The sequence below is a fragment of the Pseudomonas anuradhapurensis genome (assembly GCF_014269225.2).
GTDB lineage: Bacteria > Pseudomonadota > Gammaproteobacteria > Pseudomonadales > Pseudomonadaceae > Aquipseudomonas > Aquipseudomonas anuradhapurensis.
In genome coordinates this window covers 3,789,333-3,806,992 of record NZ_CP077097.1, presented here as the reverse complement: position 1 = coordinate 3,806,992, position 17,660 = coordinate 3,789,333, and the positions used below count along the sequence as shown (strand labels likewise).

The 17,660-nt window shown below is 65.0% G+C and carries 19 protein-coding genes; 9 read left to right on the top strand and 10 right to left on the bottom strand.

Annotated features, from left to right (window positions below):
• Positions 1-24: 24 nt before the first annotated feature.
• Positions 25-2,211 carry a patatin-like phospholipase family protein gene (locus HU763_RS17525; protein ID WP_186688563.1) on the bottom strand — a complete coding sequence of 729 codons (2,187 nt, stop codon included), beginning with the start codon at positions 2,209-2,211 and terminating at the stop codon, positions 25-27.
• A gap of 67 nt (positions 2,212-2,278) precedes the next feature.
• Between HU763_RS17525 and HU763_RS17520 the strand changes: the two genes are divergently transcribed.
• Positions 2,279-2,560: an Rdx family protein gene (locus tag HU763_RS17520; RefSeq protein WP_003259082.1), complete on the top strand. Its 282-nt coding sequence runs from the start codon at positions 2,279-2,281 to the stop codon at positions 2,558-2,560.
• Here HU763_RS17520 and HU763_RS17515 read toward each other — a convergent pair whose 3' ends face one another.
• Together HU763_RS17515 and HU763_RS17510 are read right to left on the bottom strand one after the other, a co-directional pair.
• Positions 2,561-3,451 (bottom strand): DMT family transporter, encoded by an 891-nt coding sequence (locus tag HU763_RS17515; protein ID WP_186688566.1) that lies wholly within the window; start codon positions 3,449-3,451, stop codon positions 2,561-2,563. It abuts the gene before it with no gap.
• 178 nt (positions 3,452-3,629) lie between these two features.
• Entirely contained in the window at positions 3,630-4,400 is a 771-nt protein-coding gene (locus HU763_RS17510) for a helix-turn-helix transcriptional regulator (RefSeq protein WP_186688568.1), read from the bottom strand.
• 127 nt (positions 4,401-4,527) lie between these two features.
• Here HU763_RS17510 and HU763_RS17505 point away from each other — a divergent pair, with 127 nt between their 5' ends.
• Entirely contained in the window at positions 4,528-5,340 is an 813-nt protein-coding gene (locus HU763_RS17505; protein WP_186688570.1) for a UDP-2,3-diacylglucosamine diphosphatase, read from the top strand.
• Positions 5,341-5,480: 140 nt separating this feature from the next.
• Here HU763_RS17505 and HU763_RS17500 read toward each other — a convergent pair whose 3' ends face one another.
• Positions 5,481-5,792, bottom strand: coding sequence for an Mpo1-like protein (locus tag HU763_RS17500; protein WP_186688572.1), 312 nt, complete (start codon positions 5,790-5,792; stop codon positions 5,481-5,483).
• A gap of 151 nt (positions 5,793-5,943) precedes the next feature.
• On the opposite strand from HU763_RS17500, the gene HU763_RS17495 reads away from it, so the two are divergent.
• Positions 5,944-7,005, top strand: a complete 1,062-nt coding sequence (locus HU763_RS17495) for an AraC family transcriptional regulator (RefSeq protein ID WP_186688574.1) — start codon at positions 5,944-5,946, stop codon at positions 7,003-7,005.
• Here the strand turns inward: HU763_RS17495 and HU763_RS17490 are convergent.
• Entirely contained in the window at positions 6,962-8,416 is a 1,455-nt protein-coding gene (locus HU763_RS17490) for a TrkH family potassium uptake protein (RefSeq protein ID WP_170031266.1), read from the bottom strand. The two genes, HU763_RS17495 and HU763_RS17490, sit on opposite strands and share 44 nt — an antisense overlap.
• Before the next feature lie 102 nt (positions 8,417-8,518).
• Between HU763_RS17490 and HU763_RS17485 the strand changes: the two genes are divergently transcribed.
• Complete coding sequence (locus HU763_RS17485) at positions 8,519-9,076, top strand: nitroreductase family protein (protein WP_186688577.1); 558 nt, start codon at positions 8,519-8,521, stop codon at positions 9,074-9,076.
• 146 nt (positions 9,077-9,222) lie between these two features.
• Here HU763_RS17485 and HU763_RS17480 read toward each other — a convergent pair whose 3' ends face one another.
• The 5 genes from HU763_RS17480 to HU763_RS17460 all read right to left on the bottom strand — a co-directional run bounded on the left by HU763_RS17480 (position 9,223) and on the right by HU763_RS17460 (position 13,061).
• Positions 9,223-10,563: a sensor histidine kinase gene (locus HU763_RS17480; protein ID WP_186688579.1), complete on the bottom strand. Its 1,341-nt coding sequence runs from the start codon at positions 10,561-10,563 to the stop codon at positions 9,223-9,225.
• Between the two features lie 201 nt (positions 10,564-10,764).
• On the bottom strand, positions 10,765-11,181 hold the full coding sequence (locus HU763_RS17475; RefSeq protein ID WP_186688581.1) for a Spy/CpxP family protein refolding chaperone: 417 nt from the start codon (positions 11,179-11,181) through the stop codon (positions 10,765-10,767).
• Between the two features lie 101 nt (positions 11,182-11,282).
• Entirely contained in the window at positions 11,283-11,960 is a 678-nt protein-coding gene (locus HU763_RS17470; RefSeq protein ID WP_186676333.1) for a response regulator transcription factor, read from the bottom strand.
• A gap of 206 nt (positions 11,961-12,166) precedes the next feature.
• Complete coding sequence (locus tag HU763_RS17465) at positions 12,167-12,466, bottom strand: YciI family protein (protein WP_186688583.1); 300 nt, start codon at positions 12,464-12,466, stop codon at positions 12,167-12,169.
• A 1-nt stretch (position 12,467) separates the two neighbouring features.
• Positions 12,468-13,061, bottom strand: a complete 594-nt coding sequence (locus tag HU763_RS17460; protein WP_186688585.1) for a septation protein A — start codon at positions 13,059-13,061, stop codon at positions 12,468-12,470.
• Between the two features lie 67 nt (positions 13,062-13,128).
• Here HU763_RS17460 and HU763_RS17455 point away from each other — a divergent pair, with 67 nt between their 5' ends.
• From HU763_RS17455 to rluB, 5 genes are all read left to right on the top strand, one after another.
• Positions 13,129-13,989 carry a PHP domain-containing protein gene (locus HU763_RS17455; protein ID WP_186688587.1) on the top strand — a complete coding sequence of 287 codons (861 nt, stop codon included), beginning with the start codon at positions 13,129-13,131 and terminating at the stop codon, positions 13,987-13,989.
• Positions 13,990-14,002: 13 nt separating this feature from the next.
• Positions 14,003-14,632, top strand: coding sequence for an L-threonylcarbamoyladenylate synthase (locus tag HU763_RS17450; protein WP_217884014.1), 630 nt, complete (start codon positions 14,003-14,005; stop codon positions 14,630-14,632).
• Positions 14,633-14,757: 125 nt separating this feature from the next.
• Positions 14,758-15,483 carry a segregation and condensation protein A gene (locus HU763_RS17445; RefSeq protein WP_170034247.1) on the top strand — a complete coding sequence of 242 codons (726 nt, stop codon included), beginning with the start codon at positions 14,758-14,760 and terminating at the stop codon, positions 15,481-15,483.
• Positions 15,470-16,240, top strand: coding sequence for an SMC-Scp complex subunit ScpB (gene scpB, locus HU763_RS17440; RefSeq protein ID WP_186688610.1), 771 nt, complete (start codon positions 15,470-15,472; stop codon positions 16,238-16,240). Before HU763_RS17445 ends, scpB begins: the two co-directional genes overlap by 14 nt.
• Before the next feature lie 213 nt (positions 16,241-16,453).
• Positions 16,454-17,521 (top strand): 23S rRNA pseudouridine(2605) synthase RluB, encoded by a 1,068-nt coding sequence (rluB, locus tag HU763_RS17435; RefSeq protein ID WP_186688613.1) that lies wholly within the window; start codon positions 16,454-16,456, stop codon positions 17,519-17,521.
• Positions 17,522-17,660 lie beyond the last annotated feature (139 nt).

The following is a 17,660-nucleotide window of genomic DNA, read 5'->3' as shown; positions in this document are numbered from 1 at the left end:
GGGCTGCAAGGCAGCCCCGACGGTTCAGAAGGTATGCCCCAGGTTCAGGTACACCGCCTGCTCATGCGCGCTGTTGGCGCCGTAGGTGAAATTCAACGGCCCCAACGGCGTCTCCAGCCCCAGGAAGATGCTTGCCGCGTTGATGTAGCCGCTGTCGAACGCGTTGTCGTTGTTCCACGCCCGCCCACGTTCCAGTGACCCGCCGAGGTACAACGGGAAGTCCAGCGGCAGGTAGGCCCGTGGCGTCAGGCGGCGATAATAGACCATGCGCAGCAGGCTCATGTTCTGCCCGGACACCGAGTCCTGGCGGAAGCCGGACAGCTCTCTCGCCCCACCCAGCACGAAGCTCGACGTGACCACTTCGGTAGCGTCCAGCGTGCGCCCGTAGCGCCCACCCAGCACGAAGGTGTTCGGCCCGCTGCTGATGGCCTTGTCCAGGTTGATCAGCCACTGCCGGTAATCCTGGTCGGAATCCAGCGACTTGTCGTACTTGCGCAAGGTCAGGCCGATATCCTCGCCGCGATGCGGGAAGTACACGTTGTCGAGGGTGTCGAACGAGTACTTCAGCTCGTAGAAGCCTTCGTTGAAACTGACCTTGGGCAAGTCCTGGTCGCCAATGCGCACCTGCGCCTCGCCCCAGGCCTTGCCCACGCCCAGGCGCACCTCGCCGTTGGTGCCGATCTGCCGGCCCACGTTGAGGCCAAAGCCGTAACGTTCCAGGCGGTACTCGGCGACGGGGTCGTTGTCCAGGGTCGCTTCGATGTTCTGCGAATTGAAGTCCAGGTACGGCGCGATGAAATAGCGCGAGCCCACGTCCAGCGGCTGGTAGAACTCGCTATAGAGTTCCTGCTGGTCGCCGATCTGGCCACGCGTCAGCCATTCGGCACCGAGGCTGTTGATGCCGTTGACCCGGTAGCTGGCGCCGAGGTTGAAGGCGCTGTCGCCGCGCAGGTCGTCCGACAGGTTGAGGCCCAGGCGCAGGTAGTCGGTGCCTCCGCGTCGGCCCCGGGCGTTGATCACCAGGGTGTTGTCGTCGCCCTTGTGGACCACGCGATATTGCACCCGGTCGAAGTAGTCCAGGCCATACAGCGTGCCCATGTCGGTCTGCAGCCGGTCCAGTTCCAGCGGCGCATCGATTGGCTGGCGGATGTACGAACGGATGACCTCGTCGCTGACCTTGGAGTCGTTCTCGATCCTGATCGCGCTGATGATTGGTGTGCGCTGGCGCGGCGAGCGGGCCACCGCCAGGCTGCTGTCGCCCTCGGGCTGGCGCAGGGCGGCCAGGCGAGGGGCGAGCAGGCGGGTAGCGCGGTAGCCGGCGTCGATCATCTCCCGGGCGCGACCGAAATCGGTAACCCCGAAGGCGCTCAGTGGTGGCTGGACGAGGATGTCGTCGCGGTGCAGGCTGGCCAGCTGTTCGTCCGAGTTGCGTCGGGTCATCAGGGTGATCGACTGGTTGAGCACGTCGACCACCGTGGCCAGTTGCTTGCGGTCACGCAGCGGGGTGCCGATGTCGACCACGATGGCCAGGTCCACGCCCATTTCGCGGGCCACGTCCACGGGGATGTTGTCGACCATGCCGCCGTCCACCAGCAGCCGGCCGTCCAGTTCGACCGGGGCGAACACCGCCGGGATCGACATGCTGGCGCGGATCACCTGGGGCAGGTGGCCACGGCTGAACACCACTTTTTCGCCACTGGCAATGTCGGTGGCCACTGCCCGGAAAGGAATCGGCAGCTTGTCGAAGTCGCGGGTGTCGGCGGTGTGTGCCAGCTTGCTTTCCAGCAGCAAGGACAGGTTCTGGCCCTGGATCACGCCCAATGGCAGTCCCAGGCTGCCATCGTCGCGAAAGCTGAGTTTCTGCTTCACCAGGAAGTCGCGGTCATCCTGTTTGCGCCGGAACGGCACGTCCTTGCGCGGCGGGGCATCGGACAGCGCCTGTTGCCAGTCGAGGGTGGTGGCGAGCTTTTCCAGCTCTTCGACACTGTAGCCCGAGGCGTACAGGCCGCCGATCACTGCGCCCATGCTGGTGCCGGCGATGGCGTCGATGCGCACGCCCTGTTCCTCCAGGGCCTTGAGCACACCGATGTGGGCCAGGCCGCGGGCTGCGCCACCCGACAGCACCAGGCCAACCTTGGGCCTGGCCGGTTCGGCAGCGCCAACCGTGAAGGCGGTGAGGGCGAGCAGCAAACAGAACAGCAAACGGCGCATTGTGAGTCTCAAACCGTGGGCTAAAGACCGCTAGTATAAGCGGCCACTCACCTGGAGACGTTGCACCATGGCCGACAGCAAACCCGAAATCGTGATCACCTATTGCACCCAGTGCCAGTGGCTGCTGCGTGCGGCCTGGCTGGCCCAGGAACTGCTCAGCACCTTCGCCGATGACCTCGGGCGGGTGGCGCTGGAGCCGGGCACCGGGGGGATCTTCCGCATCACCTGCAACGGCGTGCAGATCTGGGAGCGCAAGGCGGACGGTGGCTTCCCGGAGGCCAAGGTATTGAAGCAGCGGGTGCGTGACCAGATCGACCCGCAGCGTGACCTGGGGCACAACGATCGCTGATCAGTTGCCCTCGGCCGCAGGCCGTTGCCGGGGTGCCTGCTCGGCGGCCAGGCGGCTGGACAGCACGATGGCGAAGATGATCAGCGCGCCGCCCAGCAGCATGCGCAGGGTCGGGGTTTCGGCGAACACCACCCAGGCCACCGCAATGCCGTAGACCGGCTCCATGCCGAACACCACGGCGGCAGTGCGCGCCTTGATCACCGCCAGGCTGGCGACGAACAGGCTGTGGGCGACAGCGGTGCAGAAGATGCCGAGCAGGGCGATCCACAGCCAGTCCCGGCTGGCTACGTTGGCCAACTGCGGGCCCGCGAACGGCAGCAGGCACAGGCCCACCACCAGGTTCTGCCACAGCGCCGCCTGCACCGCCGGCAGGCGCCCGGAGCCGGCGCGGTTGGTGAGCGACAGCAAGGCGAACAGCAGCCCTGACAGCAGTGCCCAGAGCAGGCCGTCGGTGGCCTGGCTGGCCAGGTCGAACGCTGGGGTGACCAACACCAGCCCGATGCTCACCAGCAGCACCAGCATGGCTTCGTTGCGGCGGATACGCTCGCGGAACAGCAGGCCCTCGAAGATCACGGTAAAGGCCGGGAAGCTGGCAAAGCCGAGGGTGGCAATGGCCACGCCAGCGACTTTCACGGCGACGAAAAAACTCACCCAGTGGCCAGCCAGCAGCACGCCGCCAAGCAGCAGGCGGCGGCCATCCTCGCCGCTCAGGCGTTGCCAGCCCGGGCCGCTCAGGCTGGCGAACAGGGCCAGGGCGAGCACGGCGAAGGCAGCGCGGCCGAACACGATGATCGCCGGGTTGGCGCTGGCGGCCAGCTTGCCGAAGACGCCGGTGAGGCCGAAGAACAGCGCGCCAATGTGCAGGGCGCCGAGGGCGGTGCGGTGGTTCATGGAGGGTCCTTGCTCAAGATCTCTGCTGACAGTGCCGGCCTCTTCGCGGGTAAACCCGCTCCCACAGGTATCGCGCCGCTTTCGGAGCCTGTGCAGTACCTGTGGGAGCGGGTTTACCCGCGAAGAGGCCGGCACAGCCATAGTGTAAAGGCTCAGGCGAACGCGTTCTGTCGCCAGGCTAGTGCGCGTTGTCGCCAGACGCTCGCCGCAATGCCAGCGGTGTGCAACCAAACGCGCGCAACATCGCCGCTGAAAATGCACTCTGCGAGCCGTACCCCACCTGCGCCGCAATCTCCCCCATCGGCAACAAGGTCTGCAGCACCAGCCGCCGCGCCTTGAGCAGGCGCCGCTGGCGCACGTAATCCATCGGCGTCATGCCGCATTCGGCAATAAAGCGTGCATGCAGGCGGGTGCAGGACAACCCAGCGATGCGTGCCAGGTCGGCGACCTGCAGCGGGTAGGCGGCATGCTGCTCGATATGCGCATCGAACGCCGCATACGGCAGCCGCTGGCAGGCGCTACTGCTGGCAGCCGCCGTGGAGGTGAGGCTGGCCAGCAGCAGCGCCGCGCCTTGCCGGGCAATCAGCGGGTCGTGCACCGGGCTGGCCGCCAGCCAGTCCACCAGCTGTTGCTGGCGCTCATTCAGGCCCAGGGCGGCGGGGCGGTCCAGCAGCCGGCGGCTGGCATCGGCATGCTCGCCCAGTTGTTCGCACAACCAGTGCTCCCCGGGCACATCCAGCACCAGGCAGTCGCTGCCGCCGGTGCTGGCGCAGGTGTGATGGGCACCCGCCGGTACCACCACCAGCCCCTGCCGATCGATCCCGGCGCCACGCCCCTGGACTTCGAACTCCAGGCGGCCGCGCAGGCCGAACACCAGTTGCGGGTGTTCGTGGCTGTGGGCGATCAGGCTGTGGCGGTAATGGCGCAGCGAGAGGATCGGGCCGCTCATGGGAGTGTCCTGGCAGGGCAGACACACATTGTGCATGAATCCCGGCAGTCCATCACTCGTCACGCTTTTGCCACGGCACTGTCATCCGCGCCTGCCAGTCTCCAGCAAACTGCGCCGGAGCCTGCCCATGAGCCATGCCGAACTGTCCCGTCCCTCGCGCAAGCAGCGTGTGCGAACCTTGTGGATCTCCGATGTGCACCTGGGTACGCGTGATTGCCAGGCCGAACACCTGGCGCAGTTCCTCAAGGGCTACCAGGCCGACCGCATCTACCTGGTGGGCGATATCATCGATGGCTGGAAACTGCGCGGCGGGATCTACTGGCCGCAGGCCCACACCAACGTGCTGCGCCGCCTGCTGACCATGAGCAAGCGCGGTACCGAGGTGGTCTACGTCACCGGCAACCATGACGAATTCCTGCGCCGTTATTCCAGGCTGATCCTCGGCAACATCCAGCTGGTGGACGAGGCCGAGCACCTGACCGCCGATGGCCGCCGGCTGCTGGTGATCCATGGCGACCAGTTCGATGTGATTACCCGTTACCACCGCTGGCTGGCGTTTCTCGGCGACCGTGCCTATGAATTCACCCTGGTGCTCAACCGCTGGCTCAACCATTGGCGGGCCCGTTATGGTTATGGTTACTGGTCGCTGTCGGCTTACCTGAAGCACAAGGTCAAGGGGGCGGTTAACTTCATCAGCGACTTCGAGGATGCCATTGCCCACGAGTGCACCCGTCGTGGTTTTCATGGGGTGGTGTGTGGGCATATCCACCATGCCGAGATTCGCCAGGTGGGGGAGGTGGAGTACCTCAATTGCGGGGATTGGGTGGAGTCGTGCACGGCGCTGATCGAGCATTGGGATGGCTCGATCGAGCTGTTCCGGTTGGCCGAGGCGCAGGCGCGTGAAGCGCAGGCAGCGGCGGCGGTGCGCGAACCGGCGTAGGGTTTGAGGGCCCAGGGGCTGCTTTGCAGCCCATCGCGACACAAGGCCGCTCCTACAATGACCGCGCAAGCCTGGAATTTACGTGGGCCTTGTAGGAGCGGCCTTGTGTCGCGATGGGCCGCAAAGCGGCCCCCAAACGTCTACAGGCTGATCTTGCCCAGCAGGATATCCCTGAACATCACGAAATCCCCGATCAGGCTGTACAGCGGATGGGTAAAGGTCGCAGGCCGGTTCTTTTCGAAAAAGAAATGCCCGACCCAGGCAAAGCCGTAGCCGCACACGGGCACGGCCAGCAGCAACGCCCATTTGCCACTGCCGATGGTATAGGCCAGCAGGGCGATCACCAGGCTGGTACCGACGAAGTGCAGGCGGCGGCAGGTCGGGTTACTGTGCTCCTCCAGGTAGTACGGATAGAACTCGGCAAAACTGCGAAACTGCGCTGTGCGGTTCATGGCACTGCTCCGGCAGATACTTTTGGACAGGATGCACGGCGTGGAGCCTGATTCGAGTCTAGAGTGACTGGCGGTGCCTTCCAGTGACAATAGGCGCCAATTGAATATCCTTGGGGTTCACCGCAGGAGCGGTCTGCATAAGAAGCCTGTCATGAGCGAAAGAACCACGTCAGCCTGCTGGGCAACTGGGATCGTGAAGGCACTCGAGCTGGAAGGGCTGGACTGCCGGGCGATGTTCAAGCAACTGGGGCTGGACTTCGCCGCCCTCGATGACCCCGATGCGCGCTTCCCGCAGGACGCCATGACCCGCTTGTGGCAACTGGCGGTGGAACTGTCGGGCAACGAGGCCATCGGCCTGAACATGGCGCGGGTGGTGCGCCCGGCGTCGTTCCATGTGGCAGGTTATGCGTTGATGTCCAGCCGCACCCTGGCCGAGGGTTTCGAGCGCCTGGTGCGTTACCAGCGCATCATTGCCGAAAGCTGCGACCTGAGCTTCGTCGCCGACCCCGAAGGCTATTCGCTGATCCTCGCCGTGCACGGCGACCATCTGCCACCCACCCGGCACAGTGCCGAAGCGTCGCTGGCCTGCGGCCTGGCTTTGTGCTCATGGCTCAGCGGCCGACCGGTGCAGCCGCGCCGGGTGCTGCTGCAGGGGCCGCAACCCAAGCATGTCGAGCCTTACAAGCTGGCGTTCCATGCCCCGCTGGTGTTCGGCGCGGCGCACGATGCGCTGCTGTTCGAGCGGGCCGACATGGAGGCACCGCTGCCCACCGCCAACGAAGCCATGGCGGTGCTGCACGACCGTTTTGCCGGGGAATACCTGGCGCGTTTTTCCGAAACCCGGGTCACCCACCGCGTGCGCCAGGTACTGTGCCGCATTCTGCCCCAGGGCGAGCCCAAGCGCGAAACCCTGGCCCAGGCGCTGCATCTGTCGCAGCGCACCTTGCAGCGGCGCCTGCAGGAAGAGGGCACCAGCTTCCAGGCATTGCTTGACGAAACCCGGCGCGAACTGGCCGAACAGTACCTGGCCCAGCCGGGCATGACCTTGCTGGAAACCGCCTACCTGCTGGGCTTTGCCGACCCCAGCAACTTCTACCGGGCGTTCCGCCGCTGGTTTGGCGCCACGCCCAGCGAGTACCGTGCCCGCCGGGGCGCGCCGGCCGAAACGCTCAGTGACGCCAGAACGCTGGCATACACAGCACTAGCACGGTGATGATCTCCAGGCGACCGAGCAGCATGCCGCTGGCGAGAATCCACTTGGCAGCGTCCGGCAGGCTGGCGTAGTTGCCTGACGGGCCGATCACTTCACCCAGGCCTGGACCGACCCCCGAGACCGTACCGGCAGCGCCGGTCAGGGCGGTCATCCAGTCCACCCCCAGCAGTGACAGCAGCAGCGCCATCACGCAGATGGTAATGGCGAAGAAGAACGAGAAGGTCAGGATCGAGCGCACGATTTCTTCGTCGAGGCGGTGGCCGTTGTACTTCTGCTTGATGACTGCGCGCGGGTGGATCAGCTGGTTGAGGCTGGCCTTGAGCAGGATGTAGGCGACCTGGAAGCGGAAGATCTTGATGCCACCGGCAGTCGAGCCGGAGCAGCCACCGACGAAGCCCAGGTAGAAGAACAGCATCAACGAGAAGTTGCCCCACAGGCTGTAGTCACCCAGGGCGAAGCCGGTAGTGGTGACCACCGAAGTGACATTCAGGGCCACGTGGCGCAGGGCGTCGAGCCAGTGCAGCTGGGTGGTGGCCCAGTACCAGGTGCCGAGCACCAGCCAGGTGGTCACCAGCATGCCGAGCAGGCCCTGTACCTGCTGGTCGCGAAGCAGCGCCTTGCGGTTGCCGCGCAGGGTCGCCACGTACAGCGTGAACGGCAGGCTGCCCATGATCATCACCACCACCGCGACCCAGTGCACGGCGGGGATGTCCCATTTCGCCAGCGACTGGTCGGAGGTGGAAAACCCGCCGGTGGAGATCGCCGACATGGCGTGGTTGATCGCATCGAACGGGCTCATGCCGGCCCACCAGAAGGCCAGCGCGGCGAGGATCGAGAAGCCGACATAGACCCCGACGATGGACTTGGCAACCATGTGCGAGCGGGGCATGACCTTTTCCGAGCGGTCGGACGATTCGGTCTGGAACAGGCGCATGCCACCGATGCGCAGCAGTGGCAGGATCGCCACCGCCATGGCGATGAAGCCGATGCCGCCGAGCCAGTGCAGCATCGAGCGCCACATCAGGATCCCGGGTGACATGCTGTCGAGCCCGCTGAGCACGGTGGCGCCGGTGGCGGTGATGCCCGACATGCTTTCGAAGAAGGCGTCGGTGTAGCTGATGTGCTGGGTCAGCAGGAAGGGCAGGGCGGCGAACACGCACACCACCAGCCAGCTGCTGACGGTCAGCAGGTACATGTCGCGCGGGCGCAGGTGGACGTGTTCGGGGCGGCCCTGGACCACCAGGGCCAGGCCGGCGATGAAGGTGATCAGGCTGGACCAGAGGAACGACGGCATGTCAGCGGTGCGTTCGAAGATCACCAGGGTCGTCATTGGCACGGCCATGCTGACAGCGAGGGTAATCAGGAAGATGCCGATGATGAAACCAATGATCCTTAAGGTCGGCAACGCCATGTGATCTGCTCTGACTCGAAACGGAAGGGCGCCATTCTACCTATGGGTCTGGTGATGTAAACGCTAGAATGGCGCCACATTCACCTGCCAGGAGGGTAGCCGATGGAGGCTCTCGACGCATTGCTCAACCGTGTTTCCGTGCCACGCCTGACCGACCCGGCGCCCAATGCCGCCCAGCGCGAGGCGCTGTTCCAGGCCGCCCTGCGTGCCCCGGATCACGGCCAGCTGCGGCCTTGGCGGTTCCTGACCATCGAAGGCCAGGGCCGCGAGAAACTGGGCGAGCTGTTCGCCGAAGCGCTGCAGAGCAAGGGGGATGCCAGCCAGGCTGCACTGGACAAGGCGCGTGCCATGCCGTTGCGGGCGCCGTTGCTGATCGTGGTGATTGCCCGCGTGCAGGATCACTTCAAGGTGCCTGGTTCCGAGCAGCGCCTTGCGGTGGGCTGTGCGGCGCATGGCATCCTGATTGCGGCGCATGCGCAAGGGATCGGCGCGGTATGGCGGACCGGTGACATGGCCTACGATGCCCATGTGCACCAGGGCCTGGGGCTGGCCGCGAACGAGGAGCTGATTGGCTACCTGTATGTCGGTACGCCCCTGACCGAGCCGCGTACGGCGCCGGTTCTGGATACCGCAGATTTCGTCAGCGCCTGGGGCGAGTAACGCAGCCTTGGGCTGATTGCAGTATCAAGGCAACTGGCCCTTTCGCGGGCTCGCCCGCTCCCACAGGTACAACACTGCCTTCAAGGCCTGTGTAGTACCTGTGGGAGCGGGCGAGCCCGCGAAGAGGCCTGCAGCATTTACATCAATCAACTACCCGTCACTTCAGCTACAGGCAACTCCAGCCTGGCCACAAAGCCTCCCTGTGGATGATTGTCGAGCACCAGGCTACCGCCATGACGCTCCGCCGCCTTGCGTGCAATCGCCAACCCCAGCCCATGCCCCGGCGCTTGCTGCCCCGGTGCACGGAAGAACGGCTCGCCCAACTGTTGCAGATGCTCGGCCGCCGCCCCGGGCCCATGGTCGCGCACGCTCACCACGATACGGTCCTGCTCGCGCACGGCACTGACCTCGATCGGCTGGCCCACCGGGTTGAAGCGCAGGGCGTTGCGCAGCAGGTTGTCCACGGCGCGTTCGATCAGGGTTGGCCAGCCCAGCAGGGTCAACCCCGGCTGCGCCTCCAGGCGCACGTCCTGCTCCGGGGCGCTGAGCAGGGCGTCCTTGCGCACGCTGCCGAGCAGGGCATTGAGGTCGACCGGCTCGGCATGCGCCTGTTCGGCATCGACGCGCGCCAGGGCGAGGATTTCGCTGATCAGGTCCTCCAGCCGGTCGCATTCGCGGGTCAGCCGTGGCCACAGTGCCTGCCGCTGCGCAGGCTCGGCGCGCTCGGCCAGGGCCAGGGCGATGCGCAGCCTGGCCAGTGGTGAGCGCAATTCATGGGACACATCGCGCAGCAACTGGCGCTGGCTGCCGATGGTGCTTTGCAGGCGCGCGCCCATCTTGTTGAAATCCTTGGCCAGCACGCCGAACTCGTCGCGTCGCGCTGCCAGCTGCGCCAGGCTGTTCTGCTGGTAGCTGGTCTGGCCGAGGTCGTGCACGGCACTGCGCAAGCGGCTGAGCGGGCGGGTGATGGACAGGGTCACCAGCAGGCTGAACAGGGTCAGCACCACCAGCGCAATGCCCAGCGCACTGAGCGGCCACAACAGGCTCTCGCGGTGCCAGGCATCCAGCGCCGGGTGCGGGATACGGTAGATCAGCAGGTAGGTCTGGCCGCTATCGGGGCTGGTGTATTCCTCGGTCAGCCGTCGCCACGGCAGGCGCCGCTGGTCATTGTGCTGGCGCGCCTCCAGCGCCGCCGCACGGCGCGGGAAGGTACCGGGCACCACGGCTTCGCCACTCTCGTCGAGCACTTGCACGTCGATCTTGAAGCGCTCTTTGCGCCGTTCCAGAAAGTGTTGCGCCGAGGCCAGGCCTTCCTGCTCGTAGTGCCTGGCCCACTTGCTGGCCAGGGTATTCAGGCCGGGGTGGCGGCTGAGTATCCAGGCGTCCTGGTTGAGCATGTGGCCCAGCAGGATCGACAGGCCCGCGACCAGGGCGATGGCCAGCCAGAAACTGGCCAGGATGCGCCAGAACAGTGAACGCAAGTGCACCTCCTAAACGGGAAAAGCCCGGCCCGCGCTAGGTTCTGTGTGAAAAGTCTTGAGACGAAGGTCAGGCAAGGCGAAAACAGCCGAGGAAGCGGAGTTTACGGGTTGTAAATGAGCATTCCGAGGCTGTTTTCAACGCAGCATCACCGAGTATCAAGGCTTTTCACACAGAGCCTAGGGCGGGCCGGGCATCGGCTGGACAGCTTACTGGGCCTTGTTGCCTTTTTCAGCTTTCCAGGCCTGGAACTCCTGCCACTCGGCTTGCTGTGCGCTGCGTTCCTTCTGCAGCTCGTCGAATTTCTTCTGCTGTTCCGGCTTGAGCAGGGCGCGGATCGCGCTGTCGGTCTTGTCGCGGTTGGCCTGCAGCTCATCGTGCATGGCCTTCTGCTCGGCGCTTGGCAGCTTGGACAGATAGCGCTCGGTGATGTCGTGGCGCTGCTTCATCTGTTCGCGCATCAGCTTGCCGACCTGCTGGCGCTGGTCGCGGCTCAGGTCCAGCTGGTGGAACGGCGCATCACCGCGATGATGCGGGCCGTCGTGGCGCGGGCCGTCTTCAGGCATGGCCATGGCCACGGTCGGCAGGGCAGCGGCGAACATCAGGGCGATAAGGGTCTTGCGCATGGTGTCTCTCCTTTCATAGGCCGGTGGTTACCGGATGAGCACAGTCTAGGGAGATCACCGTCAAGCGCCGTCAGCGCAGGGTAAAGGCTCGGTAAAGATGCTCAGAGGCAGTAGTAGTAGCCGCGACTGCGCAGGGCAACGATGCGTGGCCGGCCATCGGCGTGCGGGCCGATCTTCTTGCGCAGGTTGCTGACGTGCATGTCCAGGCTGCGGTCATACAGGGTCAGCTTGCGGCCCAGGCCGATCTGCGCCAGTTCCTGCTTGTCCAGCGGCTCGCCGGGTTGGCGCAGCAGGGCTTCGAGAATGCGGCTCTCGGACAGGGTCAGGGTCATTTCGCGGCCATCGATGCTGGCCACGCCACGGGCAGGGCTGTAGACCAGATCGCCCAGTTCCACCTGGCTGCTGGCGGCGGCGGGATGGCTGCGGCGCAGCACGGCGCGCAGGCGGGCGGTGAGTTCACGTGGGTCACAGGGCTTGGCAAGGTAGTCGTCGGCGCCCAGTTCCAGGCCAAGGATACGGTCCAGCGGCTCGCCACGGGCCGAGAGCATCAACACCGGCAGTTCGGCATGCTCGCTGCGCAACTGCTTGAGCAGTTCCAGGCCACTGCCGTCGGGCAGCATCACGTCCAGCACCACGGCCGCCGGGGCATGCGTGGCCAAGGCCTGGCGGGCGCTCTTGCCATCGTGGCAGGCGCGCACGGTAAACCCTTCCTGGGTTAGCCAGCTGCCGAGCAGCTCGCACAGCTCCTGGTCATCATCAATCAGTAACAGCTCGCTCATGACTCACTCAATTCAACCATTGACGGCGGCTAAATCGGCCCGCCAGTGGCAAAGATACCGCAGACTGATGGCAATCGTATAACTGCCAGTACCGCGTGGCCTTCTTCGCGGGCTTGCCCGCTCCCACAGGGACACCACAAATCCTGAGGTTTGTGGGTTACCTGTGGCAGCGGGCAAGCCCGCGAAGAAGCTGACGCGGTCTCAGATCAGGGCAGTACTTGCTTGAACGGTTTGACCACGACCTTGTCGTACACGCCGGCCGCAATGTACGGATCGGCATCGGCCCAGCTCTGTGCCGCAGCCAGCGATTCGAACTCGGCAACGATCAGGCTGCCGCTGAAGCCTGCCGCACCCGGGTCGTTGCTGTCGATGGCCGGGTGCGGGCCGGCCAGCACCACGCGGCCTTCGGCCTTCAGTTGCTGCAGGCGTTCGATGTGTGCCGGGCGTGCGGCCAGGCGCTTTTCCAGGGAGTTTGCGACGTCGCTGGCGATGATGGCGTAGAGCATGTCAATCCTTGGGTTTGGAGGTAGAAGGGTCGTCGTGCAGGTGGCGCGACAGGTACACGCCCTGCGCCACCAGGAATAGCACGGTCATGCCCAGGCTGCCGAACACCTTGAAGTCGACCCAGAAGTCCTGGAAGGTGAAGGCGACGAACAGGTTGGCCGCGCCGCAGAACAGGAAGAAACCGATCCAGGCCAGGTTCAGGCGGGTCCAGATGGTGTCGGGCAGGCTCAGGGCATGGCCCATGATGCGCTTGATCAGCACCCGGTCACCGATGAAGTGGCTGCCGGCGAAGCCCAGGGCGAACAGCCAGTTGACCACCGGGGCTTTCCATTTGAGGAAGGTTTCGCTGTGGAAGGTCAGGGTCAGGCCGCCGAACACCAGGCACGCCACCAAGGTCAGCCACTGGCCCTTCTCCAGCTTGCGCTGGCGCAGGAACAGGGCGCCATAGACCACCAGCGAGCTGATGATGAGCATGGCCGTGGCGCTGTAGATTCCGCCGAATTCGAAGCTGTGGCCGGCGACTTCCAGGGGGCGCGGGTCGAGTTTGTAGACGATGAAGAACAGCAACAGCGGAATGAAATCGATGAATTGTTTCACAATGGCAGCCAGAATCGGGATGTGACGGCATAATAACAAACATCGATTCCAGCGAAAGCGCTCCTCCATGAATGTTGATCTGCACTGTCACAGCACGGCCTCCGACGGCGCCCTGTCGCCCTCGGCACTGGTCGCCCGGGCCCATGAGCACGGGGTGCGAACGCTGGCCCTGACTGACCATGACACTATCGAAGGCCTGCCCGAAGCGCGCCAGGCCTGCCACGACAAGGGCATGCACTGGGTCAGCGGGGTGGAGCTGTCGTGCACCTGGGGCGGCGCAACCATCCATGTGCTCGGTTACGATTTCCCGCTCGACGCGCCGCCCTTGCTGGCGGCCATCGAAGCGTTGCACCGGGGCCGCTGGCTGCGCGCGGAAGAAATCGACAAACGGCTGGCGGCCAAGGGCATGCCCGGTGCCCTCGAAGGCGCCCGTGCCGTGCAGCACGAACTGGGCGACAGCGGCAACGCCCCGGCGCGGCCACATTTCGCCGAATACCTGGTGCGTGCCGGGCACGTCAAGGACCGCGGCGAGGCGTTTCGCAAGTGGCTGGGCGCCGGCAAGCTGGGCGATGTCAAACAGCACTGGCCAAGCCTCGATGAAACCGTCGCCACCCTGCGCCAGTCCAACGCTTGGGTGAGCCTGGCGCACCCCATGCACTACGAACTGACCCGCAGCAAGCGCAGAAGGCTGATTGCCGACTATATTCAGGCAGGCGGGCAGGCAATTGAAGTGGTCAACGGGATGATGCCGGCCGAGCAGGTGGGCACCCTGTCCATCCTCACCCGTGAGTTCGGCCTGCTGGCAAGCGCTGGCAGTGACTTCCACGGCCCCGGCACCTGGGGCGAGATCGGTGCCTACCGGCCTTTGCCCGAGGACCTGCCACCTTTGTGGCGCCGATTCAGCGATGAACAGCCTTTGGCGGTATGAACAGGACGACTACGTGAGCCAATTTTTCCAGATTCATCCGGAGAATCCGCAGACGCGGCTGATCCGCCAGGCGGTGGAAATCATCCGCAAGGGCGGCGTGGTGGTGTATCCGACCGACTCGGCCTACGCCCTGGGTTGCCAGATTGGCGACAAGGCGGCGATCGAGCGGGTGCGGCGCCTGCGCGGCCTGGACAAGACCCACAATTTCACCCTGATGTGCTGTGACATGTCGCAGCTGGGGCTGTATGCCAAGGTCGACACCGGCACCTTCCGCCTGCTCAAGGCGCATGTGCCGGGGCCTTACACCTTCATCCTCAATGGCACCCGCGAAGTGCCACGCCTGCTGTTGCACGAAAAGCGCCGTACCATCGGCCTGCGCGTGCCTGACCATGCCATCACCCTGGCCTTGCTCGCCGAGCTGGGCGAGCCGCTGATGAGCGTGAGCCTGATCTTGCCTGGGGACGACGAGCCGATGACCGACCCCTACGAGATCCGCGAGCGCCTGGAGCACCATGTCGACCTGGTGATCGACGGTGGTTTCGGCGACCTCAAGGCATCGACCATCATCGACCTGTCCGGCGACGAGCCGGAGCTGATCCGTGAAGGCTGCGGCGACCCCACGCCGTTCCTGGTCAACGCGTGAGCCAGGTAGAAACACCCGAGGCACTGTCCGAGCAGGCCGAGGCGCCGCGCCAGCTGCAGCTGGCGCTGGTCTATGGCGAAGCCCTGACCGAACTGCCGCTGGACCTGTACATTCCGCCGGACGCGCTGGAAGTCATCCTCGAAGCCTTCGAAGGCCCGCTGGACCTGCTGCTGTACCTGATCCGCAAGCAGAACATCGACATTCTCGACATCCCGGTGGCGGAAATCACCCGCCAGTACATGGGCTATGTCGAACTGATGAAGAGCGTGCGCCTGGAACTGGCTGCCGAATACCTGGTGATGGCGGCCATGCTCGCCGAGATCAAGTCGCGCATGCTGCTGCCACGTTCGGCCGATGTCGAGGAAGAGGAAGGCGACCCGCGCGCCGAACTGATCCGCCGCCTGCAGGAGTACGAGCGTTTCAAGGCGGCCGCCGAAGGCATCGACGCAATGCCTCGGGTTGGCCGCGAGGTCGTGGTACCACGCCTGGAGGCGCCGCAGGCCAAGGTGCGCAAGCTGTTGCCCCAGGTCAGCCTGGAAGAGCTGCTGGTATCCATGGCCGAGGTGATGCGCCGCAACGACCTGTTCGAAAGCCACCAGATCACCCGCGAGACCCTGTCCACCCGCGAGCGCATGAGCCAGGTGCTGGAGCGCCTGAAAGGCGGCGGCTTCGTGCCGTTCGTCGAGCTGTTTGCCGCCGAGGAGGGCAAGCTGGGCGTGGTGGTGACTTTCATGGCAATCCTTGAGTTGGTGAAGGAATCGCTGATCGAACTGGTGCAGAATGAACCCTTCGCCGCCATCCATGTGCGGCTTCGCCCGGCGCTTGTAGAAGAACCTGATGAACCTGAATGAACCCCGTGACCTGGCGTCGCTGATCGAGGCCTTCCTGCTGGCTTCGGGCAAGCCGCAATCGCTGGAGCGCCTGTACGAGCTGTTCGAAGAGGCCGAGCGGCCGGAACCCAAGGTCTTCAAGCAGGCCCTGGAACTGCTGGGCACGTCGTGCGCTGGCCGTGCCTTCGAGCTCAAGGAGGTGGCCAGCGGCTACCGCCTGCAGATTCGCGAAGACTTTGCCCCCTGGGTCGGGCGCCTGTGGGAAGAGCGCCCGCAGCGTTATTCGCGGGCGCTGCTGGAAACCTTGGCCTTGATCGCCTATCGCCAGCCGATCACCCGTGGCGAGATCGAGGATGTGCGTGGCGTGGCGGTGAACAGCAATATCATCAAGACCTTGATGGAGCGCGAGTGGATCCGCGTGGTCGGCTACCGCGAAGTGCCCGGGCGGCCGGCGATGTTTGCCACCACCAAGGGCTTTCTCGATCATTTCAACCTGAAGAGCATAGACGAGCTGCCGGCCCTGGCCGAGCTTCGGGAAATGCAGCCCGAGCCGCTGCTCGACGCGGATGACGCACCGGTGCCGGCGCACCTGCAGGCGCTGGCCGATGCCAGCCTTGGGGAAGAGGAAGAGGTTGCCGAGCCGAAGGAGGAGACCAGCTTCCGAAGCCTGCTGGTGGAACTCGATGCGATGGAAGAAGGGCTGAAGACCGATTTCGATGATTTGCGCGAGGAAGAGACTGAGGCCTCGGTGGAGGAAGAGGGCAAGTCACTACCCTGATTTCTTTGTTGCCTGTACCGGCCCTTTCGCGCCGAACCGCCGCGAAAGGGCCGGTACAGGCAACGCATCACCATTGGGCAGAAACCCCTGGCAAAGCCCACAAAACCCTCTACCCTCCAGTGCGTTCCGCCGCCGAACCGCGTATGATGCGCGGCCTTTTGGCGCGTTCGTCGCCAGAACCCATATTTCATTCCTACACCGGGAGGTGCCCAGATGAGTGAGCAAGACCTGCAAGATAGCCAACCCACCCCTCCGTCCGGCGAAAAGCTGCAGAAAGTGCTGGCGCGTATCGGCGTTGGCTCGCGGCGTGACGTCGAGGCCTGGATCAGCCAGGGCCGTATCAAGGTCAATGGCGTCGCGGCCACCCTTGGCCAGCGCGTCGACCTGCACGATGCCATCGCCGTGGATGGCAAGCTGATCAAGCGCGAAGAGGCCGCCGAGGCCACCCGCCGGGTGATCATGTACAACAAGCCCGATGGCGAGATCTGCACCCGTGACGACCCAGAAGGCCGCCCGACCGTATTCGATCGCCTGCCACGGCCGAAAGAAGGCCGCTGGATCAACATCGGCCGCCTCGACATCAATACCACCGGGCTGCTGCTGTTCACCACCGATGGTGAGCTGGCCAACCGCCTGATGCACCCATCCTACGAGATGGACCGTGAGTACGCGGTGCGTGTGCGCGGCGAAGTCGATGACGAGATGATCGAGCGCCTGAAAGCTGGCGTGATGCTGGAAGACGGCCCGGCCAAGTTCACCGACATCCAGAAGGCGCCGGGTGGCGAAGGCTTCAACCACTGGTACCACTGCGTGGTGATGGAAGGCCGTAACCGCGAGGTGCGTCGCTTGTGGGAGTCCCAGGGCATGGTGGTCAGCCGCCTGAAGCGCGTGCGTTTCGGCCCGGTGTTCCTCAATTCCGACCTGCCGATGGGCCGTTGGCGTGAAATGACCCAGGGTGAAATCGACATCCTCGCCGCTGAAGTGGGCCTGCAGCCGGTAGCGCTGCCGGCCATGAAGCTCAAGGCCAAGGACAAGCTGGAGCGCCTGCAGCGCAAGTCGACGCGCCCGTTGGGCCGTGGCGAGCGCGTGCGCAGCCTGCGCCCGGCCCACGAAGGCGGTGCTGGCGAAGAACGCCCGGCGCGCCAGCCGCGTGAAGAAGCGCCGCGCAAGAGCAGCCGTGGCAGCACCGTTGCCGAGCGCCCGAGCGAGATGCGCAAGCGTCCGGGCAAGCCTGACGCCGACAAGCCGGCAGGCCGTGGTCGCGGCAAGCCGCGTGGCTGATCGACCCTAGCGGTGACGAGAACCAGCCTTCGGGCTGGTTTTTTTATGCCTGTGGGATTCAGGCCTGCTGCGCAGCCCATCGCCACACAAGGCCGCTGCTGATGCCCTATCGACGCGGTACCTGTGGGAGCGGCCTTGC